Source organism: Plebeiibacterium sediminum, from assembly GCF_026013605.1.
Lineage (GTDB): Bacteria > Bacteroidota > Bacteroidia > Bacteroidales > Marinilabiliaceae > Saccharicrinis > Saccharicrinis sediminus.
The window spans coordinates 75,881-102,056 of sequence record NZ_JAPDPJ010000005.1 but is presented as its reverse complement, the minus strand read 5'-3'; the positions used below and the strand labels follow the sequence as shown (position 1 = coordinate 102,056).

The 26,176-nt window shown below is 34.6% G+C and carries 21 protein-coding genes; 14 read left to right on the top strand and 7 right to left on the bottom strand.

The annotated features are described in order from the left end of the window. Positions 1-62: 62 nt before the first annotated feature. Entirely contained in the window at positions 63-2,612 is a 2,550-nt protein-coding gene (locus OM075_RS04360; RefSeq protein ID WP_301189255.1) for a M1 family metallopeptidase, read from the bottom strand. 278 nt (positions 2,613-2,890) lie between these two features. On the opposite strand from OM075_RS04360, the gene OM075_RS04355 reads away from it, so the two are divergent. Beyond that, a complete protein-coding gene (locus OM075_RS04355) occupies positions 2,891-3,445 on the top strand; it encodes a sugar O-acetyltransferase (protein ID WP_301189254.1) in 555 nt (184 codons plus the stop codon). Positions 3,446-3,831: 386 nt separating this feature from the next. Here the strand turns inward: OM075_RS04355 and OM075_RS04350 are convergent, their stop codons facing one another. From OM075_RS04350 to OM075_RS04335, 4 genes are all read right to left on the bottom strand, one after another. Further along, entirely contained in the window at positions 3,832-4,614 is a 783-nt protein-coding gene (locus OM075_RS04350) for a metal-dependent hydrolase (protein WP_301189253.1), read from the bottom strand. Positions 4,615-4,626: 12 nt separating this feature from the next. After that, complete coding sequence (locus OM075_RS04345) at positions 4,627-5,022, bottom strand: ribosomal maturation YjgA family protein (RefSeq protein WP_301189252.1); 396 nt, start codon at positions 5,020-5,022, stop codon at positions 4,627-4,629. 58 nt (positions 5,023-5,080) lie between these two features. After that, positions 5,081-5,671, bottom strand: coding sequence for a hypothetical protein (locus tag OM075_RS04340; RefSeq protein ID WP_301189251.1), 591 nt, complete (start codon positions 5,669-5,671; stop codon positions 5,081-5,083). Positions 5,672-6,148: 477 nt separating this feature from the next. After that, entirely contained in the window at positions 6,149-6,694 is a 546-nt protein-coding gene (locus OM075_RS04335) for a YcxB family protein (RefSeq protein ID WP_301189250.1), read from the bottom strand. Between the two features lie 1,052 nt (positions 6,695-7,746). On the opposite strand from OM075_RS04335, the gene dnaK reads away from it, so the two are divergent. The 3 genes from dnaK (at position 7,747) to OM075_RS04320 (ending at position 12,336) form a co-directional block, all read left to right on the top strand. Then, positions 7,747-9,657, top strand: coding sequence for a molecular chaperone DnaK (dnaK, locus tag OM075_RS04330; RefSeq protein WP_301189249.1), 1,911 nt, complete (start codon positions 7,747-7,749; stop codon positions 9,655-9,657). Between the two features lie 107 nt (positions 9,658-9,764). Next, positions 9,765-10,703: an alpha/beta hydrolase gene (locus OM075_RS04325; protein ID WP_301189248.1), complete on the top strand. Its 939-nt coding sequence runs from the start codon at positions 9,765-9,767 to the stop codon at positions 10,701-10,703. Positions 10,704-10,950: 247 nt separating this feature from the next. Beyond that, the gene (locus OM075_RS04320) at positions 10,951-12,336 is read left to right on the top strand and encodes a cellulase family glycosylhydrolase (protein ID WP_301189247.1); all 1,386 of its coding nucleotides are present in this window, start codon (positions 10,951-10,953) and stop codon (positions 12,334-12,336) included. A gap of 249 nt (positions 12,337-12,585) precedes the next feature. On the opposite strand, the gene OM075_RS04315 is transcribed toward OM075_RS04320, so the two are convergent. Further along, a complete protein-coding gene (locus OM075_RS04315) occupies positions 12,586-13,041 on the bottom strand; it encodes a hypothetical protein (protein WP_301189246.1) in 456 nt (151 codons plus the stop codon). A 232-nt stretch (positions 13,042-13,273) separates the two neighbouring features. Then, positions 13,274-14,179: a DUF3667 domain-containing protein gene (locus OM075_RS04310; protein ID WP_301189245.1), complete on the bottom strand. Its 906-nt coding sequence runs from the start codon at positions 14,177-14,179 to the stop codon at positions 13,274-13,276. 76 nt (positions 14,180-14,255) lie between these two features. Between OM075_RS04310 and OM075_RS04305 the strand changes: the two genes are divergently transcribed. From OM075_RS04305 to OM075_RS04260, 10 genes are all read left to right on the top strand, one after another. Then, positions 14,256-15,143 carry a LysR family transcriptional regulator gene (locus tag OM075_RS04305; protein ID WP_301189244.1) on the top strand — a complete coding sequence of 296 codons (888 nt, stop codon included), beginning with the start codon at positions 14,256-14,258 and terminating at the stop codon, positions 15,141-15,143. 79 nt (positions 15,144-15,222) lie between these two features. Further along, a complete protein-coding gene (locus OM075_RS04300; RefSeq protein ID WP_301189243.1) occupies positions 15,223-16,149 on the top strand; it encodes a YeiH family protein in 927 nt (308 codons plus the stop codon). A 2-nt stretch (positions 16,150-16,151) separates the two neighbouring features. Further along, positions 16,152-16,868: a sulfite exporter TauE/SafE family protein gene (locus OM075_RS04295; RefSeq protein WP_301189242.1), complete on the top strand. Its 717-nt coding sequence runs from the start codon at positions 16,152-16,154 to the stop codon at positions 16,866-16,868. A gap of 109 nt (positions 16,869-16,977) precedes the next feature. Next, complete coding sequence (locus OM075_RS04290; protein ID WP_301189241.1) at positions 16,978-17,838, top strand: toxin-antitoxin system YwqK family antitoxin; 861 nt, start codon at positions 16,978-16,980, stop codon at positions 17,836-17,838. A 79-nt stretch (positions 17,839-17,917) separates the two neighbouring features. Continuing rightward, positions 17,918-19,495 carry a S8 family peptidase gene (locus tag OM075_RS04285; protein ID WP_301189240.1) on the top strand — a complete coding sequence of 526 codons (1,578 nt, stop codon included), beginning with the start codon at positions 17,918-17,920 and terminating at the stop codon, positions 19,493-19,495. After that, entirely contained in the window at positions 19,495-20,862 is a 1,368-nt protein-coding gene (gene xseA, locus OM075_RS04280) for an exodeoxyribonuclease VII large subunit (RefSeq protein WP_301189239.1), read from the top strand. Before OM075_RS04285 ends, xseA begins: the two co-directional genes overlap by 1 nt. Before the next feature lie 80 nt (positions 20,863-20,942). Next, on the top strand, positions 20,943-21,755 hold the full coding sequence (locus OM075_RS04275) for a pseudouridine synthase (protein ID WP_301189238.1): 813 nt from the start codon (positions 20,943-20,945) through the stop codon (positions 21,753-21,755). Positions 21,756-21,787: 32 nt separating this feature from the next. Further along, positions 21,788-23,179: a phosphoglucosamine mutase gene (glmM, locus tag OM075_RS04270; protein WP_301189237.1), complete on the top strand. Its 1,392-nt coding sequence runs from the start codon at positions 21,788-21,790 to the stop codon at positions 23,177-23,179. A 232-nt stretch (positions 23,180-23,411) separates the two neighbouring features. Further along, complete coding sequence (locus OM075_RS04265) at positions 23,412-24,746, top strand: efflux RND transporter periplasmic adaptor subunit (RefSeq protein ID WP_301189236.1); 1,335 nt, start codon at positions 23,412-23,414, stop codon at positions 24,744-24,746. 2 nt (positions 24,747-24,748) lie between these two features. After that, positions 24,749-26,113, top strand: a complete 1,365-nt coding sequence (locus OM075_RS04260; protein WP_301189235.1) for an ABC transporter permease — start codon at positions 24,749-24,751, stop codon at positions 26,111-26,113. Positions 26,114-26,176: the final 63 nt, after the last annotated feature.

Sequence of the window (26,176 nt, the reverse complement as noted above, 5' to 3'; positions counted from 1 at the left end):
TCTTGTGGATGTGTTAATTCGTTGATTTGTCTACACAGATAAGCAAATTAACGAATCAACAATTAAAACCTCTTCATTTTTCTAACCCTTGAAACCATATCGAGCGACTGTAATATTTTAGCTTTAAGATCTTCCGGATAAACAGGATTATCTTTAAAAAAGTAGCCTACAATTTTTAAAGCCTCTGCAGATCCATATCCTCTTAAGGTAACCTGTACCCACGACATTGGGAAAAACAAAGATCCAGTTTCTTTAATTGTTTTAGTTAACTCCAATGCTGCATTTAAATACTTTATGTTATGTTCCTGATGATATGGATGATGAATAAAAGCCATTGCAGTGAGCACCCAGTTCTCTTTTTTACGATTTTCCAGATTACTTAATCCCTCCACAAAAGCATCAATAACAGCATCATCTTTTGAAAATACAGGACTCACAAACTCCATCATGCCTCTCACATCCTCATCTTTTACATCTTCTGCCATTGTTAAAAGAAATGCGTCATCCAATTCTGAATCTTTTAAAGCCAGTTGCATCGCCATAGTACTCAAATCTCTTTCCGACAATTGAACGTCTGCCATTTCCTTTTTTCGAATTACAACCTGACGTAATTTTTTTAAGCCTTGTGGTGTTAAAGCAATATTAGCCCAGGTTTTAATTAACAATCGCCTTATACTTAAATGCTCAACTTTATTCATTTTATTTAATAAAGCCTCCTCCAACTCAGGAGCCATACGTGTTCTTAATTCAGCACCTGAACATCGCCAAAACACAGTAGACAACTGGTCGCAAACCAAACTTAACAGTTGTTCATTGTCAATATCTTCAACCGATTTACAAAGCATGGTTAAGTACTTTTCAGGAGTCACATTTCCATGCAATAAATTTTCATATAAATGCACCAATACACTTCCTGTAATCAGATCATCCTGCCATCGATAAACATTATTTAAAGCATACTCCAGCGATATCGGATCAAATAAAAATAACCCATAGCCACTAGCATCAACAGATGGTAATATAAATTGAGGTTTTTCGTCTGCCACCTTCTGTTTCCTGGTTAATAATTCTAAGTCTTCAGTTTGTAACTGATTATTATTAACTGCCATATACTTTATTCGTTGAGCCCAAACTTTGCTGCTATCAGAATATTCGGGAGTTTGTTTTACAAATAATTGATCATCTTCTTCTACAAATTCAATGATTGGTCTGCCTGGCTCATTCACCCAGTTTTTACTCCATAACTCCAAATCATATTCCGATAATTCTGTGAGTATTTTTATCAAGTCAGCCCATGATGCATTTTTATAACTATAAGTCGCCAGGTATTTTCTTAGGCCTTGCTGCAACATATGATCACCCATCAATTTCTCCAACTGATTCATTACAATAGGTGCTTTATGATATATAATAGTTCCATACATTGAGCTGGCATTTTCTAAATTATCCAGTTTTTGCTCTATTGGATTTGCTGCCTGCGTTCTGTCAACTGAAAACGAGGAAGGAAAATGTGTGGTAAGAAAGGTAAGCTCATGATTTAAGTTCGGGAATTGCTCCTTGACAATCTTATCTGCCATAAAATTGGCAAACACTTCTTTTTGCCATACGCCACTAAACCATTTCATGGTAACCAAATCACCAAACCACATATGCGCTGTTTCGTGGGCAATAAGTTGAGCTCTGTTTAACAGTTCTTCCTGAGTTGGAGTTTCACTTAAAAACAATTTTTCTTGTCGATAATAAACTGCTCCGGGGTGCTCCATACCTGAAAACTGGAAAGATGGAATGCAAACTAAGTCGTACTTATTAAACGGATATTTTATGTGAGTGAAATTTTCGAGCCATTGTAACGAATGAAAAACCTGATCAAAAACCGGAGCTATACTTCGGCTTAATTTAAGCGAATCTTTCTCCTGGTGATACATTGAAATCTCCATACCATTTCTGGTTTCACTAACCTTCTTAAACTCACCAACGGCAAAAGCCCATAAATAGGTACTGATTGGTTTTGACTCGGAATAAGTAATACGTTTGGTTGTTGCTGAAGTTTCTTCCTCTAAATAAGGTTTTCCATTGGTAATGGCTGTCCAGGTCTTAGGCATGTCAATAGCATAAGAAACCTTTGCTTTTAGATCAGGCTGATCAAAACAAGGAATGACAGTGCGAGCTCTGTCAGGAACAAATAACGAATACAAATATTTCTCGTTTCGGTTTAATGCGCCCTCTCCCATCCAAAACTCTATCTCAATATTATTTTCACCTTCCTTTAAATAATTACCCGGAATAACCAGATGCTCGTTTTCTAATGAAAAATAAACTTTCTCGTTGTTTGCTCTTACCATTATAACATGATCCGGATCTGAAACAAAATCAAAAACCAAAGGAGTGGTAATATCTTTTTTAGTGAGATTTACGCTTGCTTTTGCTTTGATTGGGATATTTATAGAATCAGGTATATTCATTTCCAGATGATATGCTATATCTGAAATCTCCTCGAATCTATTTTCAGCTAATTCTTTTGAAACTCCTTTTTCCAATGACTTTTTTTGATCGTGGTTGCAGGATGAAATAAGGAAAGTAATTATTAAAAGTGAAGTGAGTAAGGTCTTCATATTGATTATAAATATTGTGTATGATCTGATGATCAAATATAAACGCTTTGTAATAATTTGACAACAACCAAAGTGTGAAATGTACAAACACTCATATTTTAAGCCCTATAACATTCGGAGTTTAAAATAATATTATCTATCTGATTACTTTTCAATTTTCTCAAAAGAACACTTGTTTTCGTTGGATGCTCAAGATCATAGCCATTTTTATTGTTTATATTCCTTATTTTTGGAGACTTTGAATCTATGTTATGAAATAAAAACAAACTACATATAAAATGAAAACAGAAAAAGAGAAGATGGTTGCAGGAGAACCATATGATGCTTTTTGCAAGGAATTAACGGATATTCGAACACAAGTAAAAAAGACACTTCACAAACTTAATGTTACAGAATATTATACCGACAAATTTCAGGATACGATCAATGAGTTATGTCCTAATTCAGCCAGGAACTTAAATATTGTACCTCCCTTTTATTGCGATTACGGAGAAAATATTCATGCTGAAGATGGCGTATTTATTAATTCTGGTGGTTGTATATTAGACGGCGCCAAGGTATTTATAGGCAAGAAAACATTAATTGCTCCAGGCGTACATATATATACTGCGCAACATCCTGTAAACATAGAAGACAGAAGAACCTGGGAAGACTGCAAAACTGTAACAATTGGGGAAGAATGCTGGATTGGTGGCCACTCTACCATTTGTCCCGGCGTTACCATTGGCGACAGAGCTGTTATTGGTGCCGGATCTGTAGTCACAAAAGATATCCCGGCCGATACATTAGCTGCTGGTAATCCGGCAAAAGTAATCAGAAAAATAAATGAGTAATAACTTTCTTATGGAGCAGGTCATTAAAAAATGACCTGTACATATCAAAATATCAGGGTTCTCCTTAAAATATCAGCAATACACCTTATAAGTTTACCGAAAAAATCTAAATATTGACTTCCTAATAGATAAGATTGGCATTTATATTCAAAATAATAGACTTCACCATAATAAGAATGACACTTTTTATTAAAATATTGGCCTCCACCTTCAATTAAAGCATCCATTCTTTGAAATAATTGCATCACCATTTAAAATTTACCTCTAAACTAAAAAAGTTGATCAGGAGCTTAGCCCAATCCTTTTTTTGAACTTTAATCCATCATTAGAATTATACGGTGAATTGCTGAAAAAAGATGATCTATTAATCAATGGCAAGTTTAATATTAAAACGCAACAGGTATTATGGCATCTAATTTCTCCATTAAGTAAAAAACATTTTCTCCAAGAGCCTCCTTTTGTATTTCTTTTGAAAGTTCTTCTTTATGTGCTGTTCCCCTGGCATTAAAATTAAAATCCCGGTTTTTAACCTGAACCACGCCAAGCGTAAAGCCTAACACAAAAATCAGGATACTAACTGCGCCGAATCTTTTTAACCTTAATTTCCCAAGTAGTAGCAATGCGGTATTAAAAAACACTACTCCACTTACTATCAGAAATACATCATAATTATTCCACCACCAGGTATCACCAAAACCACCAATGTATACTTTTGAAGGCCATAAATAAGCTACTCCTCCCCATCCTCCACCGGGCGTAACCATATCTTCCAGCAGGTGCATATTGTAACCAAAAACAAATGCCAATACAAAAGGAATTGCGGATAATAAAGACGACCTTGATATTTTAAATTTGCTTTTTGCTGCATACAAAATCAATCCCAATAGTAATCCAAAAATTACAGATGCCAATAAAGAGTGAAAAAAGGCATGGTGAGAATACCAAAGCTTAGCCCCAAAGGCTTCATTCCCTGAAATAGATAAATCAAACCACTTTCCAAAAGTTGCGTCAAAACCACTCCATTTTGTAATCACATCTATATCAGGCAAAGCTCCGGCAAAAGCTCCTGTTACCAATAACTTAATTTTATGAGCTAATTTACCATTACTTACATTAGCTACAACTGATGCAGCAGCAACTCCTGATAAAGTATGTGTGAGAATGTCCATAATTTTAAATCTTTATTTTTTCACTAATACTGACTTATAAAAGAATCTTTCTAACAAAAAGCCTATTGCAACACCAATGGTATAACATATCAAATCACTCCATAAAAATCCAAAACCTAATACCAATCCACCTAATCTTGTATTTCTTATTGCATCAATCCAGGTATCATGATAAAGCTGGCTTAATTCAATCCCAAATGAAAATAATATTGCATAAGCAGCAATTGTAACAGATTGCTTTCTCTTAAAAACAACTCCAAACATCCAAAATACCATTAATGCCCACAATACATCTCCCAGATATTCCTTTATCCAGAATGGAAAATAATCAGCAAATTGCCTGGATGCCAATCCTAAGACAATGGTTACTACAGTTATTAAAACATAGTAAATACGATTTCTGTTCATAATGTTATAGATCATCAGATTTTAGACTAAAGATTGATTCCGAAAGAAACATACCTTTTCATTTGATTCTTTTGTTAAAATACTCCTGTAATTCTTTGCCTGTAATTTTATAACTCTCTTTTACTCCTTTTTTAAGAGTTTCAAGGTATTCTGAGCCCGGGGCATTTATTTCTTCTTCTAAAAATCGTTCATTGGTAAAAGTAAATATAGGATATCCACTTTCTTTACCTAAATACATCAATTTTCCATACCAAGCATTATGTAAAAAAACATGACTACCCCGGACTTGAGCTTCATTAAAATCAATCTCAAGATTGCCTTCATAGTCATTCTCCTGTTTCACAACATCAATAAACTGATTATAGCTAATCAGATACATCCGACCAAGAGTAACTTCATTTGCATTTGGTTCATGCTTAATAAAAGCCACACCTCCTTTACCCCAACTGCTATACCCCTTAGCAAAATACAACGCTCTGTTTATGATAATATTTTGTATCGCCCTGGGTGCTGTTTTATCAGAACATCCCGAATGCATTTTCACTGATCCCTTGGGTGTACCACCTTTTATATAACATAAAAACCGATCTTCACATAAATTGGAACCATAGCTGGCATACCACACTAAATCATTGCCTGTATTCTCCATAATTTTAACATCAAAGTACTTTAAGAATATTAACAAATATGCACAAAAGTCCTCATACTTCAGTTCTCAGTCAGCAGTCTTCAGTTAACCCTTGCTCTGGTTCAAGTTTGCAACTTGGACCTTTATAACTAGTATTATAAAATAGACTGGATTTACTGAATTAACAGGATGTTCTTACTATAGCAATAGATCACATGATGCAATCTCACGAAAGATGTGTTCTGGTTCAAGTTTGCAACTTGGACCTTTATAACTGGTATCATAATATAGACAGGATTTACTGAATTAACAGGATATTCTTATTAATGCAATAGGTCACAAGATGCAATCTTACGAAGGATGTACTCTTGTTCAAGTTTGCAACATGGTCCTTTAAAACTAGCATTACAATATAGACAGGATTTACTGAATTAACAGGATGTTCTTACTATAGCAATAGGACACAAGATGCAATTGTATTTAGGTTTCAGTCCTTTATTATTTCCATTTCCAATCTAATTCTTCACGAAAGGGTGCTGATAATTTTACAGTCATCTCTTTTATAAAATTTGAAAAATCAGGGAGATTCATAATTCTATCTTTAGGAATTATCGCATACTGTCCTGAAGAAAATTCTATATAGAAATAATCATTTGTTTCAAATACAGCAGTAACTTCGGATAAGTTTACTTTACTTTCTCCCATAGGACTCTTTTCCATTAAAAAATCTTCCTCAAAACTTAACTCTACAGTTTTATCAAAACGATTAGCCAATGTTTCATCAATATATTTCTCAAAGTGTCTTTTATATCTTCTTCGCATCATAGACGGATGATAAAAATACCAGCCAATGCCAAATAAAATAAACGTCAGGGCAAAAACATCATTTGCATTAATCATTAAGACAATACCTAAAGCCACATAAACAATAGATAATAGCCACCTTGATTTATTACGACTTTTGATTATTCGGGGTGATTTAGAGGCAGCAAACAATTGCATTTGCAAATAATCTTCTCTGGTTAAAGTATATTTAATAGTCATAAAAAAGTTGTTATTTCATTTTTTTTAATATCTGCACACAATTATAACTAATAACCCCTTATCTGTAAAATTTATTATTCTACACATATATAATTTAAGAAAATAAACATTGGCTTTAGAACCCCACTTTACTCTGGTTCAAGTTTGCAACTTGGACCTTTTTATAAAACCTTATGGCTAGTATATAAATTAAAGACAGGATTTACAGAATTAACAGGATGATTTCCTTTAGTAAAACAAAATTTATTAATATAAATCGATCCTGCTAATCTTGTTGATCCTGTCTAAAGCAATAGGTCACAAGATGCAATCTTACGATAGATGTTGACTAAAAACTGAAGACTGTGGACTATACCCTCTCGTATTCTGGTTCAAGTTTGCAACTTGGACCTTTATGCAAAACCTTCTGGCTAGTATATAAATTAAAGACAGGTTTTACTGAATTAACAGGATGGTTTCCTCTAGTAAAACAATATTTATGAATATAAATCGATCCTGTTAATCTCGTTAATCCTGTCTAAAGCAATGGAGTCACAAGATGCAATCTTGAGACAGATGTGGACTGAAAACTGAAGACTGTGGACTGTGGACTGTGGACTATACCATCTCTTATTCTGGTTCAAGTTTGCAACCTGGACCTTTATGTAAAACCTTCTGGCTAGTATATAAATTAAAAACAGGATTTACAGGATGATTTCCTCCAGTAAAACAAGATTTATTAATATAAATCAATCCCGTTAATCTTGTTAATCCTGTCTAAAAATGGAGTCACAAGATGCAATCTTGCGTCAGATGTTGACTAAAAACTGAAGACTGTGGACTATACCCTCTCCCAGTTCTTTGTGAAAATTCTTCGTGTCCGTTGTGGTTACTTTTCAAAGGAAAAAATGCCTTTTTGTCACAAAAACATGACAGCGTATTCATGAAACAAAAGCATCTCGTGTCAATTTTTCACCAATATGCCAATTTTATGGCATGGCACAGCATTTGAAATAAAGGAGAACGTATTCGAAAAAGAAAATATTAAGAACTTAAATAAATTTATAATTAAAATGGGAAAAATAATTGGAATCGACTTAGGTACAACCAACTCCTGTGTTTCAGTAATGGAAGGAAGCGAGCCGGTTGTAATTCCAAATAGCGAAGGTAAAAGAACTACTCCTTCAATTGTTGCGTTTGTTGAAGGTGGCGAAAGAAAAGTAGGTGACCCTGCAAAACGTCAGGCTATCACAAATCCAGCAAAAACGATTTATTCTATCAAACGTTTTATTGGTGATAACTTTGATGAAATTCCAAAAGAAATTTCTCGTGTACCTTACCAAGTAATTAAAGGAGATAACAACACTCCACGTGTAATTATCGACGACAGAAAATATTCTCCACAAGAGATTTCAGCTATGATTCTTCAAAAAATGAAGAAAACAGCTGAAGATTATCTTGGACAAGAAGTAACTGAAGCTGTAATTACAGTGCCTGCTTACTTTAACGACTCTCAGCGTCAGGCTACAAAAGAAGCCGGAGAAATTGCTGGTTTAACAGTTAAACGTATCATCAACGAGCCAACAGCTGCTTCATTAGCTTATGGTTTAGATAAGATGGACAGAGATATGAAAATTGCAGTATTTGACCTTGGTGGTGGTACTTTCGATATTTCTGTACTTGAGCTTGGTGATGGTGTATTTGAAGTAAAATCTACAAATGGTGATACTCACCTTGGTGGAGATGACTTTGATGATGTAATCATTAACTGGTTAGCTGATGAGTTTTTAAAAGACGAAGGTATTGACTTGCGTAAAGATGCGATGGCTCACCAACGTTTGAAAGACGCTGCTGAAAAAGCTAAAATTGAGTTGTCAAGTGGAAATTCTACTGAAATCAACTTACCATATATTATGCCTGTTGATGGTATTCCAAAGCACTTGGTTAAAACTTTAAGCCGTGCTCAGTTTGAGCAATTAGCTGACAGATTAATTCAGGCTACTTTAGAGCCATGTAAAGCAGCTTTAGCTGACGCTGGTATGTCTCCTTCAGATATTGACGAGGTAATTTTAGTAGGTGGATCTACTCGTATTCCTGCTATTCAGGAAATCGTTAAGAAATTCTTCGGAAAAGAGCCTTCTAAAGGAGTTAACCCTGATGAAGTAGTAGCTGTAGGTGCTGCAATTCAAGGTGGTGTATTAACTGGTGAAGTAAAAGATGTATTACTTCTTGATGTAACTCCACTTTCATTAGGTATTGAAACAATGGGTGGTGTAATGACTAAGTTGATTGAATCAAACACAACAATTCCAACTAAAAAGTCAGAAACATTTACAACTGCTGCCGACAATCAACCTTCAGTAGAAATTCATATTCTACAAGGTGAGCGTCCGATGGCAAACCAAAATAAAACAATTGGTCGTTTCCACTTAGATGGAATTCCACCAGCACAACGTGGTGTACCTCAAATTGAAGTATCATTTGATATTGATGCAAACGGTATCCTACACGTAACTGCTAAGGATAAATCTACAGGAAAAGAACAAAGTATCCGTATCGAAGCTTCTTCAGGATTAAGCGATGATGAAATCAAGCGTATGAAAGACGAAGCTGCTGCAAATGCTGAAGCTGACAAGCAAGCTAAAGAGAAAATCGATAAAATGAACGGAGCTGACAGCTTAATTTTCCAAACTGAAAAGCAATTGAAAGAGTTTGGTGATAAATTACCAGCTGACAAAAAGGCACCTATCGAAGCTGCTCTTGAAAAATTAAAAGCTGCTCATAAAGCTGAAGATCTTGCAGGTATTGATGCTGCTACAACTGAGTTAAACACTGTATTCCAGGCTGCATCTCAAGAGATGTATAATGCAAGTCAGGCACAAGGTGGTGCACAACCAGGACCTGATGCTGGTCAACCACAAGGCGAACAAGCAAAAGGTGGTGATGACGAAGTTACAGATGTTGATTTTGAAGAAGTAAAATAATTCAATATATGTAGTTATTATAGAGAGGCTATCCCTGTTGGGATAGCCTTTTCTATTTTATTGTTATATTTAGGCTTCCTTAAAAAATTCACAAAATAAATATAACAATGACTAAAAAGTTACTACAATTAGGTTTCCTGATTTGTATTTCAGGATTACTTCTTACATCAAACATGAGCGCACAACAACAAGAGTTACAACTATGGCCCAAAGGAGCTCCGGGAGCCATAAAAAACAAAGATTACAAAGAATCACCTACTGATGGCAGAGGCAGAGAAAACAGATATATTAAAGTAACCGATCCTACCATAAAAGTTTACCTTCCTGATGCAGATAAAGCTACAGGTGCTGCCATATTAATATGCCCGGGCGGTGGATACACTTGCTTAGCTTATGACCACGAAGGTTTTATATTGGCAGAATGGCTAAAACAACATGGTATTGCAGGTATTCTTTTAAAATATCGTTTGCCAAGTGATCAAATCATGAAACAAAAAGATGTTGGTCCTTTACAAGATGCCCAACAAGCCATGCGAATGATCAGAAACAATGCTAAAGAATGGAACATTGATCCTCATAAAATTGGAGTGATTGGTTTTTCTGCCGGTGGACACTTAGCTTCTACAATCTCTACACAATTTGACCGCGAAGTATATAAAACTAAAGATACTACATCTGCCCGACCTGATTTCTCAGTTCTTGTTTATCCTGTTATCAGTATGAAAGAAGGTGTAACTCATATGGGATCAAGAATTAATTTAATTGGTAAAGCTCCTTCTGAAGAATTGATTAATCAATACTCTAACGAGCAGCAAATTACACCAAACACTCCTATGACTTTTATGATTCACTCTGCTGACGATCATGCTATACCTATTCAAAATAGTTTGGGATATTTTCAGGCTCTGCAAGAAAATAAGGTATCGAGCGAAATTCATATTTTTGAAAAGGGAGGACACGGTTACGGCATGAGGGATGTTAAAGGCACTCAAAAACAATGGCCTTTATTGATGTTGGAATGGCTAAAAATGCATGACATGATATAAGAAGTTGAAAGTATAAAACTGAAAGTAAAAAGATTAACCACCATAAAAACTTCTTTCACATTTGGATATTCCTTCAATTATGCTACCAGGCGTGTCTTCACATTTGGTAATTTGATCTACTCGTAACCCCGTACTAAAATAACATCGTGTATCGGGGTACGAGATACAAGCTGCTTGCAGCAAGGAGGACTTTTTAACACATCCCAGGCATAAATTTCAGACACCTAAATTATTAATTGTAATGAAGATGAATAGTTTAAAAGAAATTATTGTTTTAGTATTGATGATTTTTATGAGTGCATCTTGTTCTAAATCTGACAGTATTGAACATACTGCTCCGGTTTTTAAATCAAGTACACCTGAAAATAATGCTGTAGATGTAAATCCTTCATCTGTAATTGAAATTACTTTTGATGAAGTTATTTCGCTTGCTACCAATCACGGTATTACAATAAATAACGAGGCTGCCTCAGTAGTGGCTGACTTCACAAAATTAATCTTCACTATTGATCTGGAATATGGTACCAATTATTCCATAATTATTCCCAAAGGAGCTGTTATTAATACTTTTAATGTTCCTTTAGAGGAAGCTGTTGAGATATCATTTACAACAGAAGATGCTCCCGTTATTGATGAAAGTGCAATGCTGTTTGTTGCCAATATGGGTGTTGGTTGGAATCTTGGAAACACACTGGATACAAAGAGTGTAGACGAGACAGCCTGGGGGAATCCTAAAGCAACTAAAGAGTTGATTGACGCTGTAAGCAATAAGGGATTTAAAACACTACGTGTTCCTGTTACCTGGCAATACCATATGGGAAGCGCTCCTGATTATACTATAGAGTCAGAATGGCTTGACAGGGTTGAAGAAGTGGTGAATTACGGCTTGGATAATGGAATGTACGTAATTATAAATATTCATCACGATGAAGAGTGGATTGTTCCCACTTATGATCAGGTTGATGTTATAAAAGATCAGCTAAACAAGGTTTGGACTCAAATAGCTACCCGTTTTAAAGATTATGATGAACATCTGATATTTGAGAGTTTAAATGAACCGCGCTTAATAGGCTCTTCTGCAGAATGGACCGGAGGAACAGCAGAAGGCAGAGACTGTATCAATCAATACCACCAGGTTAATGTTGATGCCATTAGGGCAACAGGAGGCAATAATGCTCTACGTTACATTTTAATATCTCCTTATGCGGCATCATCAGCTCAAGTTGCCATAGATGGTTTAGAGTTACCTTCTTCTTCTAATTTGATTGTTTCTGTGCATAATTATTTTCCATATAATTTTGCACTTGCAACCAGCAACTATGTTACTAAATGGGGAACAGAATCTGAAAAACAAGCTATGGATGCGGAACTGGATAGAGTGTACCAAAAGTTTATTACAAACGGAATTGCTGTGGTGATGGGAGAATGGGGTAGTTTGAATCACAATAATACGGAGGATAGAGTACTGCATGCTCAATATTTTGCCAATGGATGTATAAGCAGAGGTATATCTCCGATTTGGTGGGATAATGGTACTGCAGATTATTTTGGTATCATTAGCAGAAATGATTATTCATGGACATTTCCGGAGATAGCAAACACCATAGTTAATGAAACACCAACGGTGGAATAGATGAGAGTTGGCGGGTGTTTTATATACTTCAGAACCTTTTTAGTTTATACTCTGATTCGTTATTACGTAGTGTCTTTTATATAGAAAATGATATATGACAAAAATTAATATGCTGTTTTGCCATTTTATTACTTAACGTCAACATTGGCATAAATAACCGGTTGCTTTAGAAACGCCATTCCTTTCCGCTCATACACAGTTCTTATAAAAAACAAACTTTTCAGGTTACGTTTTACTGCCAACAGAAATTTATTGTGTATTGTAGGTAGTTCTTATTCGTTCAATCTCATTATTAACTTCTTGTTCAGAGATTATAGGTCCCTCTATATTGATTTTTGAAGTAGTCTTTCTCCAATAAGGAAATAACCATGTCATATGTGTCCCAAATATTTCTTTTTCACCATTAGGGAGGATTAAATTGTAATGAACTTTATAAACCATTTGTCCCTTTCTAAAAGTTATTCTCTCTACTCGACATGAAAGTATTTTATAAAACCTCTTTATCATATCTTCTCCACTTTCTGTATATGGTAAGAATTCTACAACACCACCAATTCCTATTCTAGCCTCATTTTCAAATGAAAAATCAATAAATCTTGGTGATTCACCTTTATCTATTTGAAGTATATCATCATCTATTCGAGCAACATTTACGTTATGTTGAACTTTTATTGAATCTGCAATTATGTCTAATAAGTTCTTCATATAAACTTAACTTACGAAAATGTATAAATATCACGATTACTTTTATTTAGGTGTAAACGAATATTATCGTTTGTTTTCCAGGTTATTTATTTTTTTATGTAACATGGTAAATTACCTACAACTTAGAAATATATCCACCCTCAAATATATCCGCCATTAACTCTATTCATAAGGATACTTTAAACATAATCCATAAAGAAACACTTATAACAAAAGCATAAGTTTCTTGTACTTAAATAATTACAATTGCAGCTGCAGTAATCAATCCTGTAATAATTGTGATGCTATACATAAAAAATATGGCAAATAGGCGCCAAAACACAGTAAGCCATTTTTTCTTATACAGCTTATGTGCTCCAATTATTGAGTATATCGGAACTAAAAGAAACAACCATCCATTTATTGCACTTGCTACGCCAGGCAAAAAGTAACTCAATAACATCATTACAATAAATATAATGAACAGAAAAGAGTGCTGATTAATAGCAAAAATCAAATGCCCGAGATAATATTTATAGCTTTTCCTAAAAAACAACCAAAGCATCGCGCCGTATAATGGCATTAATAAAAATAAAAACCAGGATAGGTATTTAAAAAACTGGGGCAAATAATATTCAGGGTGACTATTGATATCTTTAATATGATTCAGTACCTCATTATCTTCTTTATTAGCTTCTTCCATTTCTGGATTTTCAGTTACTAAAGTATCTTCTTGAGCTACGTCAAAATTTTTTGAATTAAATAAGATAAAGTTCTTTTTATTGTTATTTGCCAATTTTACAATTTCACTATCCGACTGTTTATAATTCTTTTCAATAGTTTCCAAGGTAACCGTATTCAGTAGTAAGAAAAAAATAAAACTTATAAACACATACAAACGAAAGGGAGGCATATATCGCACTCGATGTCCTGCGATGAACTCACTGGCCATTTTACCTGGCTTAAATAGCACAGCCAGCAAGGTTTTCCACAAGCGTGTATCAAAGGCAAAAATATTCCCCATTAAATCGTATAAGAGCAAACCAAAAGGTTTTTCGTAATCCTTCACAGATTGGCCACATTGGGGACAAAAATTTCCAACAAAAGTTGTTTCACAGTTTTTACAGTTTATAGTTGAGTCTGGTGCACTAGTATTCATTACCTCATATAATTTGTTAATTTTGCCTGAATATATATAATTTGTTGCATTTTTAAACGATCTGTTCTATAAGATTATGGATTTTAGAGACCGAGTATTTTTAGCTGTTGCAGAAAACTTAAGCTTTTCAAAAGCTGCAGAAGAACTTTTTATTAGTCAGCCTGCCGTTACTAAACACATCAAAGAACTCGAATCTAAATTAAAAAGTACGTTATTTGACAGAAAAGGAAACAGAATATATTTAACAAAAGCCGGAAAGGTAAACTACGAGTATCTTAAAAAGATTAAGCAACAATATGCTGAGCTTGAATTTGAATTGGGCAGATTAAACAACACCTTTAAAGGAAGTTTAAGGATAGGTGCCAGTTCAACCATTTCACAGTATTTGATACCGGAAACACTTGCAGCCTTTTATAAACGATATCCTAAAATTGATTTACACCTGTTAAGTGGCAACTCTCACGAAATTCAACAGAAGCTTTTATCGGAAGAAATTGACATTGCGCTTATTGAAGGATCGTCATCTTTAAAAGAACTTAAATACTCAGAATTTTTAGATGATGAAATTGTTGTGGTTACCGGAAACAACAGCGTATATGCTAAGAAAAGACAAATAGCTATTGCTGATCTGGAGAATATTCCGATGGTATTAAGAGAAAGAGGTTCCGGAACATTAGAAGTAATTAGAAAATCGTTGGGCGAGAATAATATTAATCTGGAGGATTTGAATATTGTGATCCATTTAGGAAGTACCGAAGCCATTAAAAATTTCCTGATCAACTTTGAAGGTGTTGCCTTGGTTTCTGAAAAGTCTATTTCCAAAGAAATTGAACTAAAGCAAATTGTAAAGCTTAGTGTTAATCGGTTAAAGATTGACCGAAAGTTTAGAATTGCATTAAGACAAGGAACTCCAAGTTATACCGCCCAATTATTTATCAACTATCTAAGTAATTATAACTTTTAATTATATATGATAATTTTTTTGTATTTGTTTTAGTTATTGCAACTATATACTTTTGTTCTTGTCATAAAAATGTCACAAGATGCAACTAAGTCAAAAACAAATACAGCTTATATATTTCACAATTATTGGACTATGCTTTACGCCTGTTTTTTCACCGGCTTTGGCATTGGCTTGTGGAATTGTTTTATCCTTAGCCGGAATTAAATATTCAGCTATCAATAAGCAAACATCATTTGTTTTAAAAGCATCCATTGTACTGATGGGTTTTGGCATGAACCTCACTCAGGTAATAGCCACTTCAAAAGAAGGTTTTGTAGAAACGGCAATTTCTGTAATCACAGTAATGACAGCAGGATTTTTGTTAACTAAACTCCTGAAAATAGATTCTAAAATTGGCTTATTAATTTCTGCAGGAACTGCCATTTGCGGAGGAAGCGCAATAGCAGCTATTTCCAATGTATTAAATGCCAAAAGTTATCAGGTATCTTTTTCATTGGTTGTGGTATTTATCCTCAACGCAATTGCACTGGTTATTTTTCCGGTAATTGGTCATTATTTTGATATGAGTCAGGTTACTTTTGGACATTGGGCAGCCATTGCAATACACGACACCAGTTCTGTTGTGGGCGCTGGAGCCAGTTATGGTAAAGAAGCCCTGGAAGTTGCAACAACTGTTAAATTAATCAGAGCCCTTTGGATAATTCCTTTAGCTGTTGTAATTTCATTAACTCAAAAAAACTCAAGTTCAAGAAAAATTAAGATTCCTGTATTTATTGGATTATTTGTGGTAGCCATAGTTGTTGCACATTTTTTACCAGCATGGAACACAACATTTACTCACTTAAACTGGTTAGGTAAAAAAGGAATGATTGCTGCATTATTCCTAATTGGATCAGATATTTCAATAAAAGAAGCCAAAAAGGCAGGAGTAAAAAGTTTTATACATGGTGTTTTACTATGGATGATCATAGGAACCACTTCTTTTCTAACATTAACAATTTTATAATTATGACACTGTTTTGGATAATTTTAATTGTTTCGGTAGCCAGCTTAATTAAAGGTATTTCAGGTTTTGGTTTTGCATTAGTATCATTACCGCCGCTTTTAATTTGGTATTCGCCAGCAGAAATTATCCCGGTGTTAGTCATCTGTAACTTTATTTCATCAACTATAATTATCCTTCAAAAAAAGGATAAAAATTTAGTACCCCCTAAAGTAAAACCTCTGATAGTAACCGGAGCTGTTTTTACTTTATTAGGGGTACTAATTTTAAAAAATGCAAACGAAGAACATCTGATTCATATCATAAGTATGATATTTATAGCACTTACAGGACTTTCCTTCTTTATTTCAAAGTCTCCTGTAAATTATCCGGGGGTTACGTATCCTATTGTTGGTGCGGTTGTTGGTTTACTGACAGGGAGTACATCTGTCAGCGGACCTCCCTTGACTATATTTCTTAACTCAGCAAAAATCAACAATCAGGAGTTTCGCGAAATATTTTCATGGTTTAACATAACAACATCTATTGTTGCCATCATTGGTTATTTCATAGCCGATTTAATTACCATGGAATCACTAAAATTAGTTTTATTGTTTTTCCCTTTAATTTACATTGGCACTTATATTGGTAAAAGGCTTAACAATAAAATACCATCCAATATTTTTAAAAACTCCACACTCGTGTTAACATTAATTTCCTGCGTATTTTTACTATTTAAATAATTAGCTTGTCTTTATTGATTGTTTGTAAGTCTTATTAAATTTGTAGCTGTTAAACTGAATTCGATATAAAAATTCGGATTCTAGTTATTAATCAACAAACAAATTATCAATGAAGATTTCAGCCATTATTATAGGACTCAGTTTAGGTTTAGGAACAATTCATGCCCAGGAAATGGATGTTTTTGGCAATAAAGTTCCATCAAAACAAACAATTACTCCCAACAACGCCACTGATAAAATCAACCAAAAAGATGAACAAGGCAGAAAACAAGGCCACTGGGAGAAAAGGTATAACAATGGAAAACTAGCCTACTCTGTCACTTTTAAAGATGATATTCCTGTTGGGGAAATGAAACGTTTTTACCAAAATGGAAACAAGCAAGTTGTGATTAATTACGACGATAAAGGAGAATACGGTAAAGTTGAAACCTACAATGAAGATGGTAAACTAACTGCAACAGGTACTTATTTCGGAAAGATAAAAGATGGTCTTTGGGAATATTTCTCTAGTGAAGGAAAACTTTTAACTAAAGAAAACTATAACAAAGGCAAAAAAGATGGTATGACCACCTATTTTTTCAGAAATGGAAAAAAAGCTGAGGAAGTTGAATGGAAAGATGATGTTAAAGATGGTATCTGGTATAAATATCACGAATCGGGTAGTATTAAGTTAAAGGCTGCTCATGTAAATGGCCTGATTGAAGGACCGTATATTGTTTATTTTGAGAATGGAAAAATGGAAGTTCAGGGGAAATTTGAGAATGGCAAAGAAGAAGGAACCTGGATCATATTTACTCCTGAAGGAAACATTTCTTATAAAATTAATTATAAGGATGGTAAAACACTTAACGAGGCGGATTTTGACGATAAACAAAAACTTTTATTTCAGGAGTTTGAAAAAAACAAAGGTAAACTTAAAGATCCTGAAGAATTTAAACATGATCCGGACTCATACATAAGAGGTATATAATAGTGCTAATGATACTTAATTGTTGAAACAAAAATATATAAATATCTTATTCTTACTTTGGGCATTCATCATTCCTAATATGAATGCTCAAAAGTATTTTATTGCTTTTACAGACAAAGCAAACAACACCTTTTCCACAAACTCCCCTGAAGCTTTTTTGTCGCAAAGAGCCATGCAAAGGAGAGCAAAGCAAAATATTAATATCACAGAAGAAGACCTTCCTGTTTCCCAATTTTACCTCGACAGTTTAAAGAAGATGAATGTCAATGTTCTTTGGCCATCTAAATGGTTAAACGGAGCCATAATTGAAACTAACAACACAACTTTAATTGATACAATAACCCGGGTTTCATTTATTTCTGACGCCCGTTTAATCTGGAAATCTAACTTAAAAAGCAGTATTTCTAAATTTCAGTCTCAGAATCCGACTGCTTCATTAAAATCTGATGTCACAAATTTGTATGGACAAGCCTACAATCAAACAGTAACTATAAACGGACATCTCTTACATCAGGAGGGATATGAAGGTAAGGGAATGCTCATTGCTGTGATTGATAATGGTTTTGGACATGCAGATGAACTACCTGCCTTTAATCATTTATGGAATAATAATCAGATTAAGGCTTCGGTTGACATTGTTAGTCCCGGAAGTGATGTATTTCATTCAGAATATACACACGGAATGTATGTGCTTTCTGTATTGGGTGGTTATTTAGATGGAGAATTTAAAGGAGCTGCCACGGAGGCCGATTATATTTTGCTAAGAACAGAAGATGACAACAGTGAATATCCGATTGAAGAATATAATTGGGTGATTGCTGCCGAATATGCCGACAGTGCAGGTGTTGATGTAATCAATTCTTCGTTGGGTTATTACGAGTTTAATGATGCTACTTTTAACCACACCTACGAGGATATGGATGGGCAAACAACGATTTGCGTAACCGGGGCAGAAAAAGCATTTTCAAAAGGAATGCTGGTTGTGAACAGTGCCGGAAATGAAGGATCTAACCCATGGAAATATATCATTACGCCTGCTGATGGTAAAAATATTTTATCGGTGGCAGCAATGGTTACTGATAGTACAAAAACTTCTTTTAGCAGTTATGGTCCCTCGTATGATGGAAGAGTTAAACCTGATATTACAGCTTTGGGAGCACAAGCGGCTGTTCAAGGTATCAGTGGGTCCATCATCCATTTAAATGGCACCAGTTTCTCAGCCCCAATTATAGCAGGTTTTGCTACATGTCTTTGGCAAGCCAAACCAAATATCAGTAATAAAGAATTATTGCAAATCATCAAACGCAGCAGTCATCAATATTACACTCCTGATGACAGTTTTGGATATGGTATTGCAAATTTTTACAGAGCACTTGACTTAAGCAGCTCTACAAGTGAATTGCAATCTAAGAACGGATTTAGAGTTACACCCAATCCTTTTTCCAATAAAATCGAGATATCACATCATACTAAAAACTTATTAAACTTAAATATCAGCATCTATGATATAACAGGCAATATCGTTTATCAGGAAAACATTTCTACTACCAATAAACATACAATTAATAATTTGGACAAACTTTGCAGAGGAATGTATGTTTTACAATTAAAAGATGCCAATCAGAAATACAGTTTTAAGATTATAAAAACCAAGTAATGAGCGAAACTTCACTATCCTTATTTGAATTAAACTCCAAAATAAAAAGCACAATCCACGAATCTTTTGCAGATACCTATTGGGTAGTGGCTGAAATTAGTGAAATACGCGAGGTAAGAAATGGACATTGCTATTTAGAGCTGATTGAAAAGGATGAAAAAACAGAACAAATCATAGCCAAATCAAGAGCTAACATCTGGGCCTATACCTATAGAATGCTGAAACCTTATTTTATGCAGGCTACAGGACAACAGCTAACCTCAGGTGTAAAAGTTTTATTAAGAGTAAGTATTGATTTTCAGGAAGTTTACGGATTTAGTCTGAATATTAGAGACATTGATCCCAATTACACTTTGGGAGATATGGCACAAAAAAAACAAGCTATTTTAAACAAGCTTAGTGAAGAAGGTGTCATTGATATGAATAAGGAACTTGAAGTTCCCCTTGTTCCTCAAAAAATTGCCGTAATCTCCTCTCCTACGGCAGCCGGATACGAAGACTTTTGCAACCAACTAAATAATAATCCGCAAGGCTACAAGTTTTACATCAAGTTATTCCCGGCTATCATGCAGGGCGATCAAACAGAAGCCTCTGTAACTGCCGCTTTAGACAGAGTCTATGAATATGAAGATTTATTTGATGTTGTTGTAATTATTCGAGGTGGTGGCTCAACTTCTGATCTGATGTGTTTTGATAATTATTGGATCGCCTATAACATTGCACAGTTTCCAATACCCGTATTTTCAGGAATCGGGCATGAAAGAGATGAAACGGTTGTTGACTTTGTGGCTCATACCCGTTTAAAAACACCAACAGCAGTAGCTGAACATATTCTTGAATTGGTAACTGATTTTGATAACCGATTGGAATTTCTAAAAGACAATGTAGTTTCAAACACCCGTGACATATTGTCTTCATATAAAGCCATGTTCGAGAGATCTTCCATGCGATTTAAACCACTTGTGTCACATTCGCTAACCAAGCAAAAAAGTATGCTGACAAACATGGCGCATCAACTAGAAAACCACTCATCTTCATATATTAATGATAGAATCAATTATCTGAATATTATTTCAGAAAGAGTAAAAACGTCATCATTAAACCGAATCCATAACGAAAAACTTACGGTTGATCAATATCCACAGAAATTAGCATCCGGAGCCAAGTATTTCTTTTCGGACAAAAAAGCACAGTTACAACTATTTGAAAAAACAAACAACCTGTTAAACCCTATCAACATATTAAAAAAAGGTTATTCTATTACCTATTTAAATAATAAGGCTGTAAAGAATTCAACAGCGCTTAAAAAGGGAGACAAAATTACAACTCAATTATTTGATGGCAAGATTGATAGTACAGTTGAATAAGTAAATGGGTGATATTATTTACCTTTATTAACTTTTTCGAAATAATTTTCGACCTTTGCACCAAATTCACAATAAAGAAAATGAGCAAGAATACTCCTAAAAAATTCACTAAGGGGACAAAAAATACAGAACATAAATCATCTGGTAAAGATGTTGTTCCACAAAAAAAAGACGACAACGCTGCCATTAGATTGAATAAATTTATTGCTAATGCAGGTGTTTGTAGTCGTCGTGAAGCTGATAAATTAATTAGCGAGGGACTTATTACTGTAAACGGAGAAGTTGTTTCGGCTGTTGGCACAATGGTAAAAACAACAGACAAAGTTGTTTATGATGGCAAAGATCTGAATCCTGAAAAACTGGTTTATGTATTACTAAATAAACCAAAGGATTGCGTAACTACGTTAAGTGATCCCCATGCTAAAAGAACGGTTATTGATATTGTAAAAAATGCTTGTACGGAAAGAATTTATCCTGTAGGAAGATTGGATAAAATGACAACCGGGGTTCTTCTGTTAACAAATGATGGTGATTTAGCGAAAAAACTAACTCATCCCAGTCATGAGCACAGAAAAATATACCACGCATTTTTAGATAAACCTATTACAAAATCTGATCTGCAAAAGATAGAAACAGGTTTTGAGTTAGAGGATGGTTTTATTAAATCAGATAAATTAAGTTTAGTAAAAGACAATCCTTTGGAAGTGGGTATCGAAATTCATTCCGGGAAAAACAGAATTGTAAGAAGAATCTTCAAGCATCTGGGTTATGAAGTAATTAAACTTGATCGTGTTTATTTTTCAGGTTTAACGAAGAAAGATGTTCCGCGAGGAAAATGGAGATTTTTAACTCAAAAAGAAATCACTTTCCTGAAGGCTGGAATCATGAAATAGATTACAAAACAAAACTTAAACAAAATATTCATATGACATTAATCAAATCCATATCTGGAATCCGTGGAACTATTGGAGGTTTACCAGGAGAAGGCTTAAGTCCTTTGGATGTCGTAAAGTTTACTGCAGCATATGCTGCCTGGGCTAAAGAAAACACAAACAAAGAAAAAATAACTATAGTTGTTGGTCGCGATGCCAGAATCTCCGGACCAATGGTTGATAAAATTGTAGTAGGTACATTAATGGGTTGTGGAGCCAATGTAATCAATTTAGGTTTATCAACTACTCCAACTACAGAGTTGGCTGTTACAATGGAAAATGCTGATGGAGGTATTATTTTAACTGCCAGTCACAATCCTAAACAGTGGAACGCATTAAAACTACTTAATAATAAAGGAGAATTCCTAAGTGGCGATGATGGTAAAAAAATATTAGCTATTGCTGAACAAGAAGCATTTAACTTTGCAGAAGTTGATGCACTTGGTACTGTTGAAGAAAATGATACCTATATCCAAAAACATGTTGACCATGTTTGTAATCTGGAACTAGTAGATGTTGACGCCATCAAAAAAGCCAACTTCAAAGTTGCCATCGACTGTGTGAATTCTGTTGGAGGAACCTACTTGCCTCCTCTTTTAAAGGCGTTGGGTGTTAATAATATTATTGAACTTTATTGCGAACCTAACGGCCAGTTCCCTCACAATCCGGAACCTCTTCCAGAAAACTTAACTGAAATTTCAGCATTGATTAAAGAGCAGAAGGCTGATGTTGGTTTTGTTGTTGACCCTGATGTGGATCGCTTAGCTATTGTTAACGAAGATGGCAGTATGTTTGGTGAAGAGTATACGCTTGTTGCTGTTTCTGATTATATTTTAAGTCAGAAAAAAGGTAATACAGTTTCTAATTTATCATCTACACGTGCATTAAGAGATGTAACTGAAAAATATAATGGCACATACACTGCTGCTGCTGTTGGAGAGGTAAATGTTGTAAACAAAATGAAAGAAACCAATGCTGTTATTGGTGGCGAAGGTAATGGAGGAGTAATCTATCCTGAATCTCACTATGGAAGAGATGCATTGGTTGGTATTGGTTTGTTCTTAACGCACTTAGCTAAATCAGGTAAAACCTGTTCTGAAATGAGAGCCTCATATCCTGAGTATTTCATTTCTAAAAACAAAATTGAATTAACACCTGAATTGGATGTTGATAAAATCCTTGTTGATGTTAAAGAGAAATACAAAAACGAACAAGTGAATGATATTGATGGTGTAAAAATAGATTTTCCGGACAAATGGGTTCACCTAAGAAAATCGAATACAGAACCAATAATCCGCATTTATTCCGAAGCACAAAACGAAGAGAAAGCAGAAGAATTAGCTGAAATGATTATTCAAGACATAAAAACAATAGCAGGTATTTAAGCGATATCCCCATATCAAATTGATATGGGGATTTTTTTTTGACAAAATAATTTACTTAAAACTGCGTTATTCTAGAATAAGGAATCTACGTTTCTATACTCAAAACACTATTTTCCTTATTAACAACCTATTAGTTTTTTAAAATTTTCGAAATAATATTTCGAACCGTATTAATTTAACAACATAGGTTATTATATTTAATGCCGAATTCATTTAGCTAAACTTATACATAATGTTTAAAAGAAAAACCCCAAAAAGGATAGGAATCCTTCTTCTTTTATTTGCTGTTATATTCATTATATACAAAATGGCATTTACAACATCCAATACCGATACCCTAGTTACCACGAATGTTTTACAAGGAGATTTTCAGACCTTAGTATACAGTACCGGACAATTACAAGCCGAAAAATCTGTATCTATTAATGCACCTTCTGAGTTATCTGCACGACTTATTAATATATATGAGATTAAAGTAACTGATCTTATTGAAGAAGGTACCGTTGTTGATTCTGGTGATTATGTTGCCTCTTTAGATCATAGTGCTGTAGAAGAAAAACTAACTGCCGCCCTAAGTGATTTATCAGAAAAACTGGATGCTTATGACGATGCCAGAATAGATACCAACATAAACCTTAGCAACTTAAGAGATGAATTGGTTACTTCACGAATTGATCTGGAAGAAAAACAATTAATATTAAAGCAATCCGTTTACGAATCTCCGGCAGTAATCCGTCAGGCCAACCTTGATGTTGAAAAAGCCCAACGTAAATTAGATCAGGATCTAAGAAATTACGATTTAAAAAAACAACAGAACAATATTACAATGGCCAGAGCCGAAAGTGCTGTAGAAAGAACCCGAACTCAAATTAAAGAAATCAGAGATTTATTTGATGCCATTGATATTAAAGCTCCTGCTCCGGGCATGTTAATCTATGCCTTTGATCGCATGGGTAACAAAATAAAAGTTGGTTCTACAATAACTCGTTGGATGCCCAAAATAGCAGAACTCCCGGATCTTACTTCCATGATATCCAAAACATTTATCAATGAGATTGATATCAGTAAAGTTAAGAAAGGCCAAAAAGTAAAAGTTGGTGTTGATGCTTTCCCTGAAAAAGAATTTGATGGAGAAGTTGTTGAAGTGGCAAACATAGGTCAGGTAATTCCGGGTGGTGACACAAAGGTTTTTGAAGTAACCATTAAAGTTTTTGGTTATGATAAAGATTTGAAACCAGCCATGACAACATCAAATGTTATCAGTTCAACCACCTTAAAAGATGTCATCTATATTCCATTGGAAGCGGTGTTTCATAATGATTCCTTATCTTATATTATAAGAAAAAAAGCACCATCTAAAAGACAAATTATAGAACAGGGTGCAGAAAACGGAAATTATGTTGTAGTTAAACAAGGCCTTTCTGAAGATGAAGAAATTTTAATGCATGAGCCCTACATTGAGGATGAAGATGATATTAAATTTATCGGACTTGACATTTATGAGAGCTTAAAAGACTCCAGCAATATTGCAGAAACCGCAGGTCAACAAGCATCTAACCTAAACTAGGCATGAAAGAACTACAAAGACTTTACAGGCGATATATACATGACGTTATTATCGCAATTGAGGCCATACTTGCTAACACGGTCAAATCACTACTTACCGGTTTAGGAATTATGTTTGGTGTTGCTGCTGTAATTAGTATGCTGGCCATTGGAAAAGGTGCTCAACAGGAGGTTTTAGAGCAAATTAAATTAGTTGGAGTCAACAATATTATCATTACCCCAGTAAAAGATGATGTGGTTTCAGATAGTGAAACATCAGGCGATGAAGATTCGGAAAACAAAGGAAAACGAAAATCCAGAGGATTAACTTTACAGGATGCTCAAGCTATTGCACAAACAATACCTTCAGTAGCTCAGGTTAGTCCTGTTATTTCAATGAACTACTATGCTGTTAATCAAGGTAAGAGTTATCCTATTGTTCTGGAGGGTGTATCTTCTGATTATTTCTCTCTATTAAATGTAACAATTGAAAACGGCAACATTTTTAATCCGGTACAAAATACCAAAGGACTTCCGGTTTGTGTAATTGGACAAAATGTAAAACAGAAATTCTTTAATCAGGAAGACCCGGTTGGGAAATATATCAAAATTGGAGAAAACTGGCTTGAAATAGTTGGAGTTGCTGAAAAAAGAGATTTCACCAGCTCTGCTTCTGATGAGATGGGAATTAGTTCGTCAGACAATAAAGTTTTTATCCCATCAAAAACTCTATTAATGCGATTCAAAGACCGCTCCCGAATTAATCCGGAAGTGCTAGAAAGAATGAGTCGTGGCAGGGGTCGAGGAAATGCAAGTGGTGATCAGGCAGAACAGAAAATTCAAAATCAGCTTGATAAAATTGTGGTTCAGGTTAAAGAAACAGAACAACTCAGTATCACAGCTGATATCATCAAGCGGATGCTTTTAAGAAGGCATTTTGAAATGTACGATTTTCAGGTTACAGTTCCTGAGTTACTGTTAAAGCAACAACAAAAAACAAATGATATTTTCAATATTGTTCTTGGAGCAATTGCAGGCATATCTCTACTTGTTGGTGGTATTGGAATTATGAATATTATGTTGGCATCGGTTTGGGAACGTATTCGTGAAATTGGAACCAGACAAGCTATTGGAGCATCCCGGAAAGATATTATAGTGCAGTTTCTTGCTGAATCAACTTTAATTAGTGTTGTTGGTGGATTAATCGGAATATTTCTGGGGGTTACATTTGCTTACATCATTGAAATAACGGCTGATATCAAAACTATTGTATCGGCATTTTCCGTTATTGTTGCTTTTGGTGTTTCTGCTACTGTTGGTGTCATTTTTGGTTATCTACCTGCAAAAAAAGCCGCAGAACAAGATCCTGTTGAATCATTAAGACACTGATAAAAATACATTTATATAAAAGAATCGAGGTTACAGCTTAGGTCCCTTCTTAAGATCTGAAAA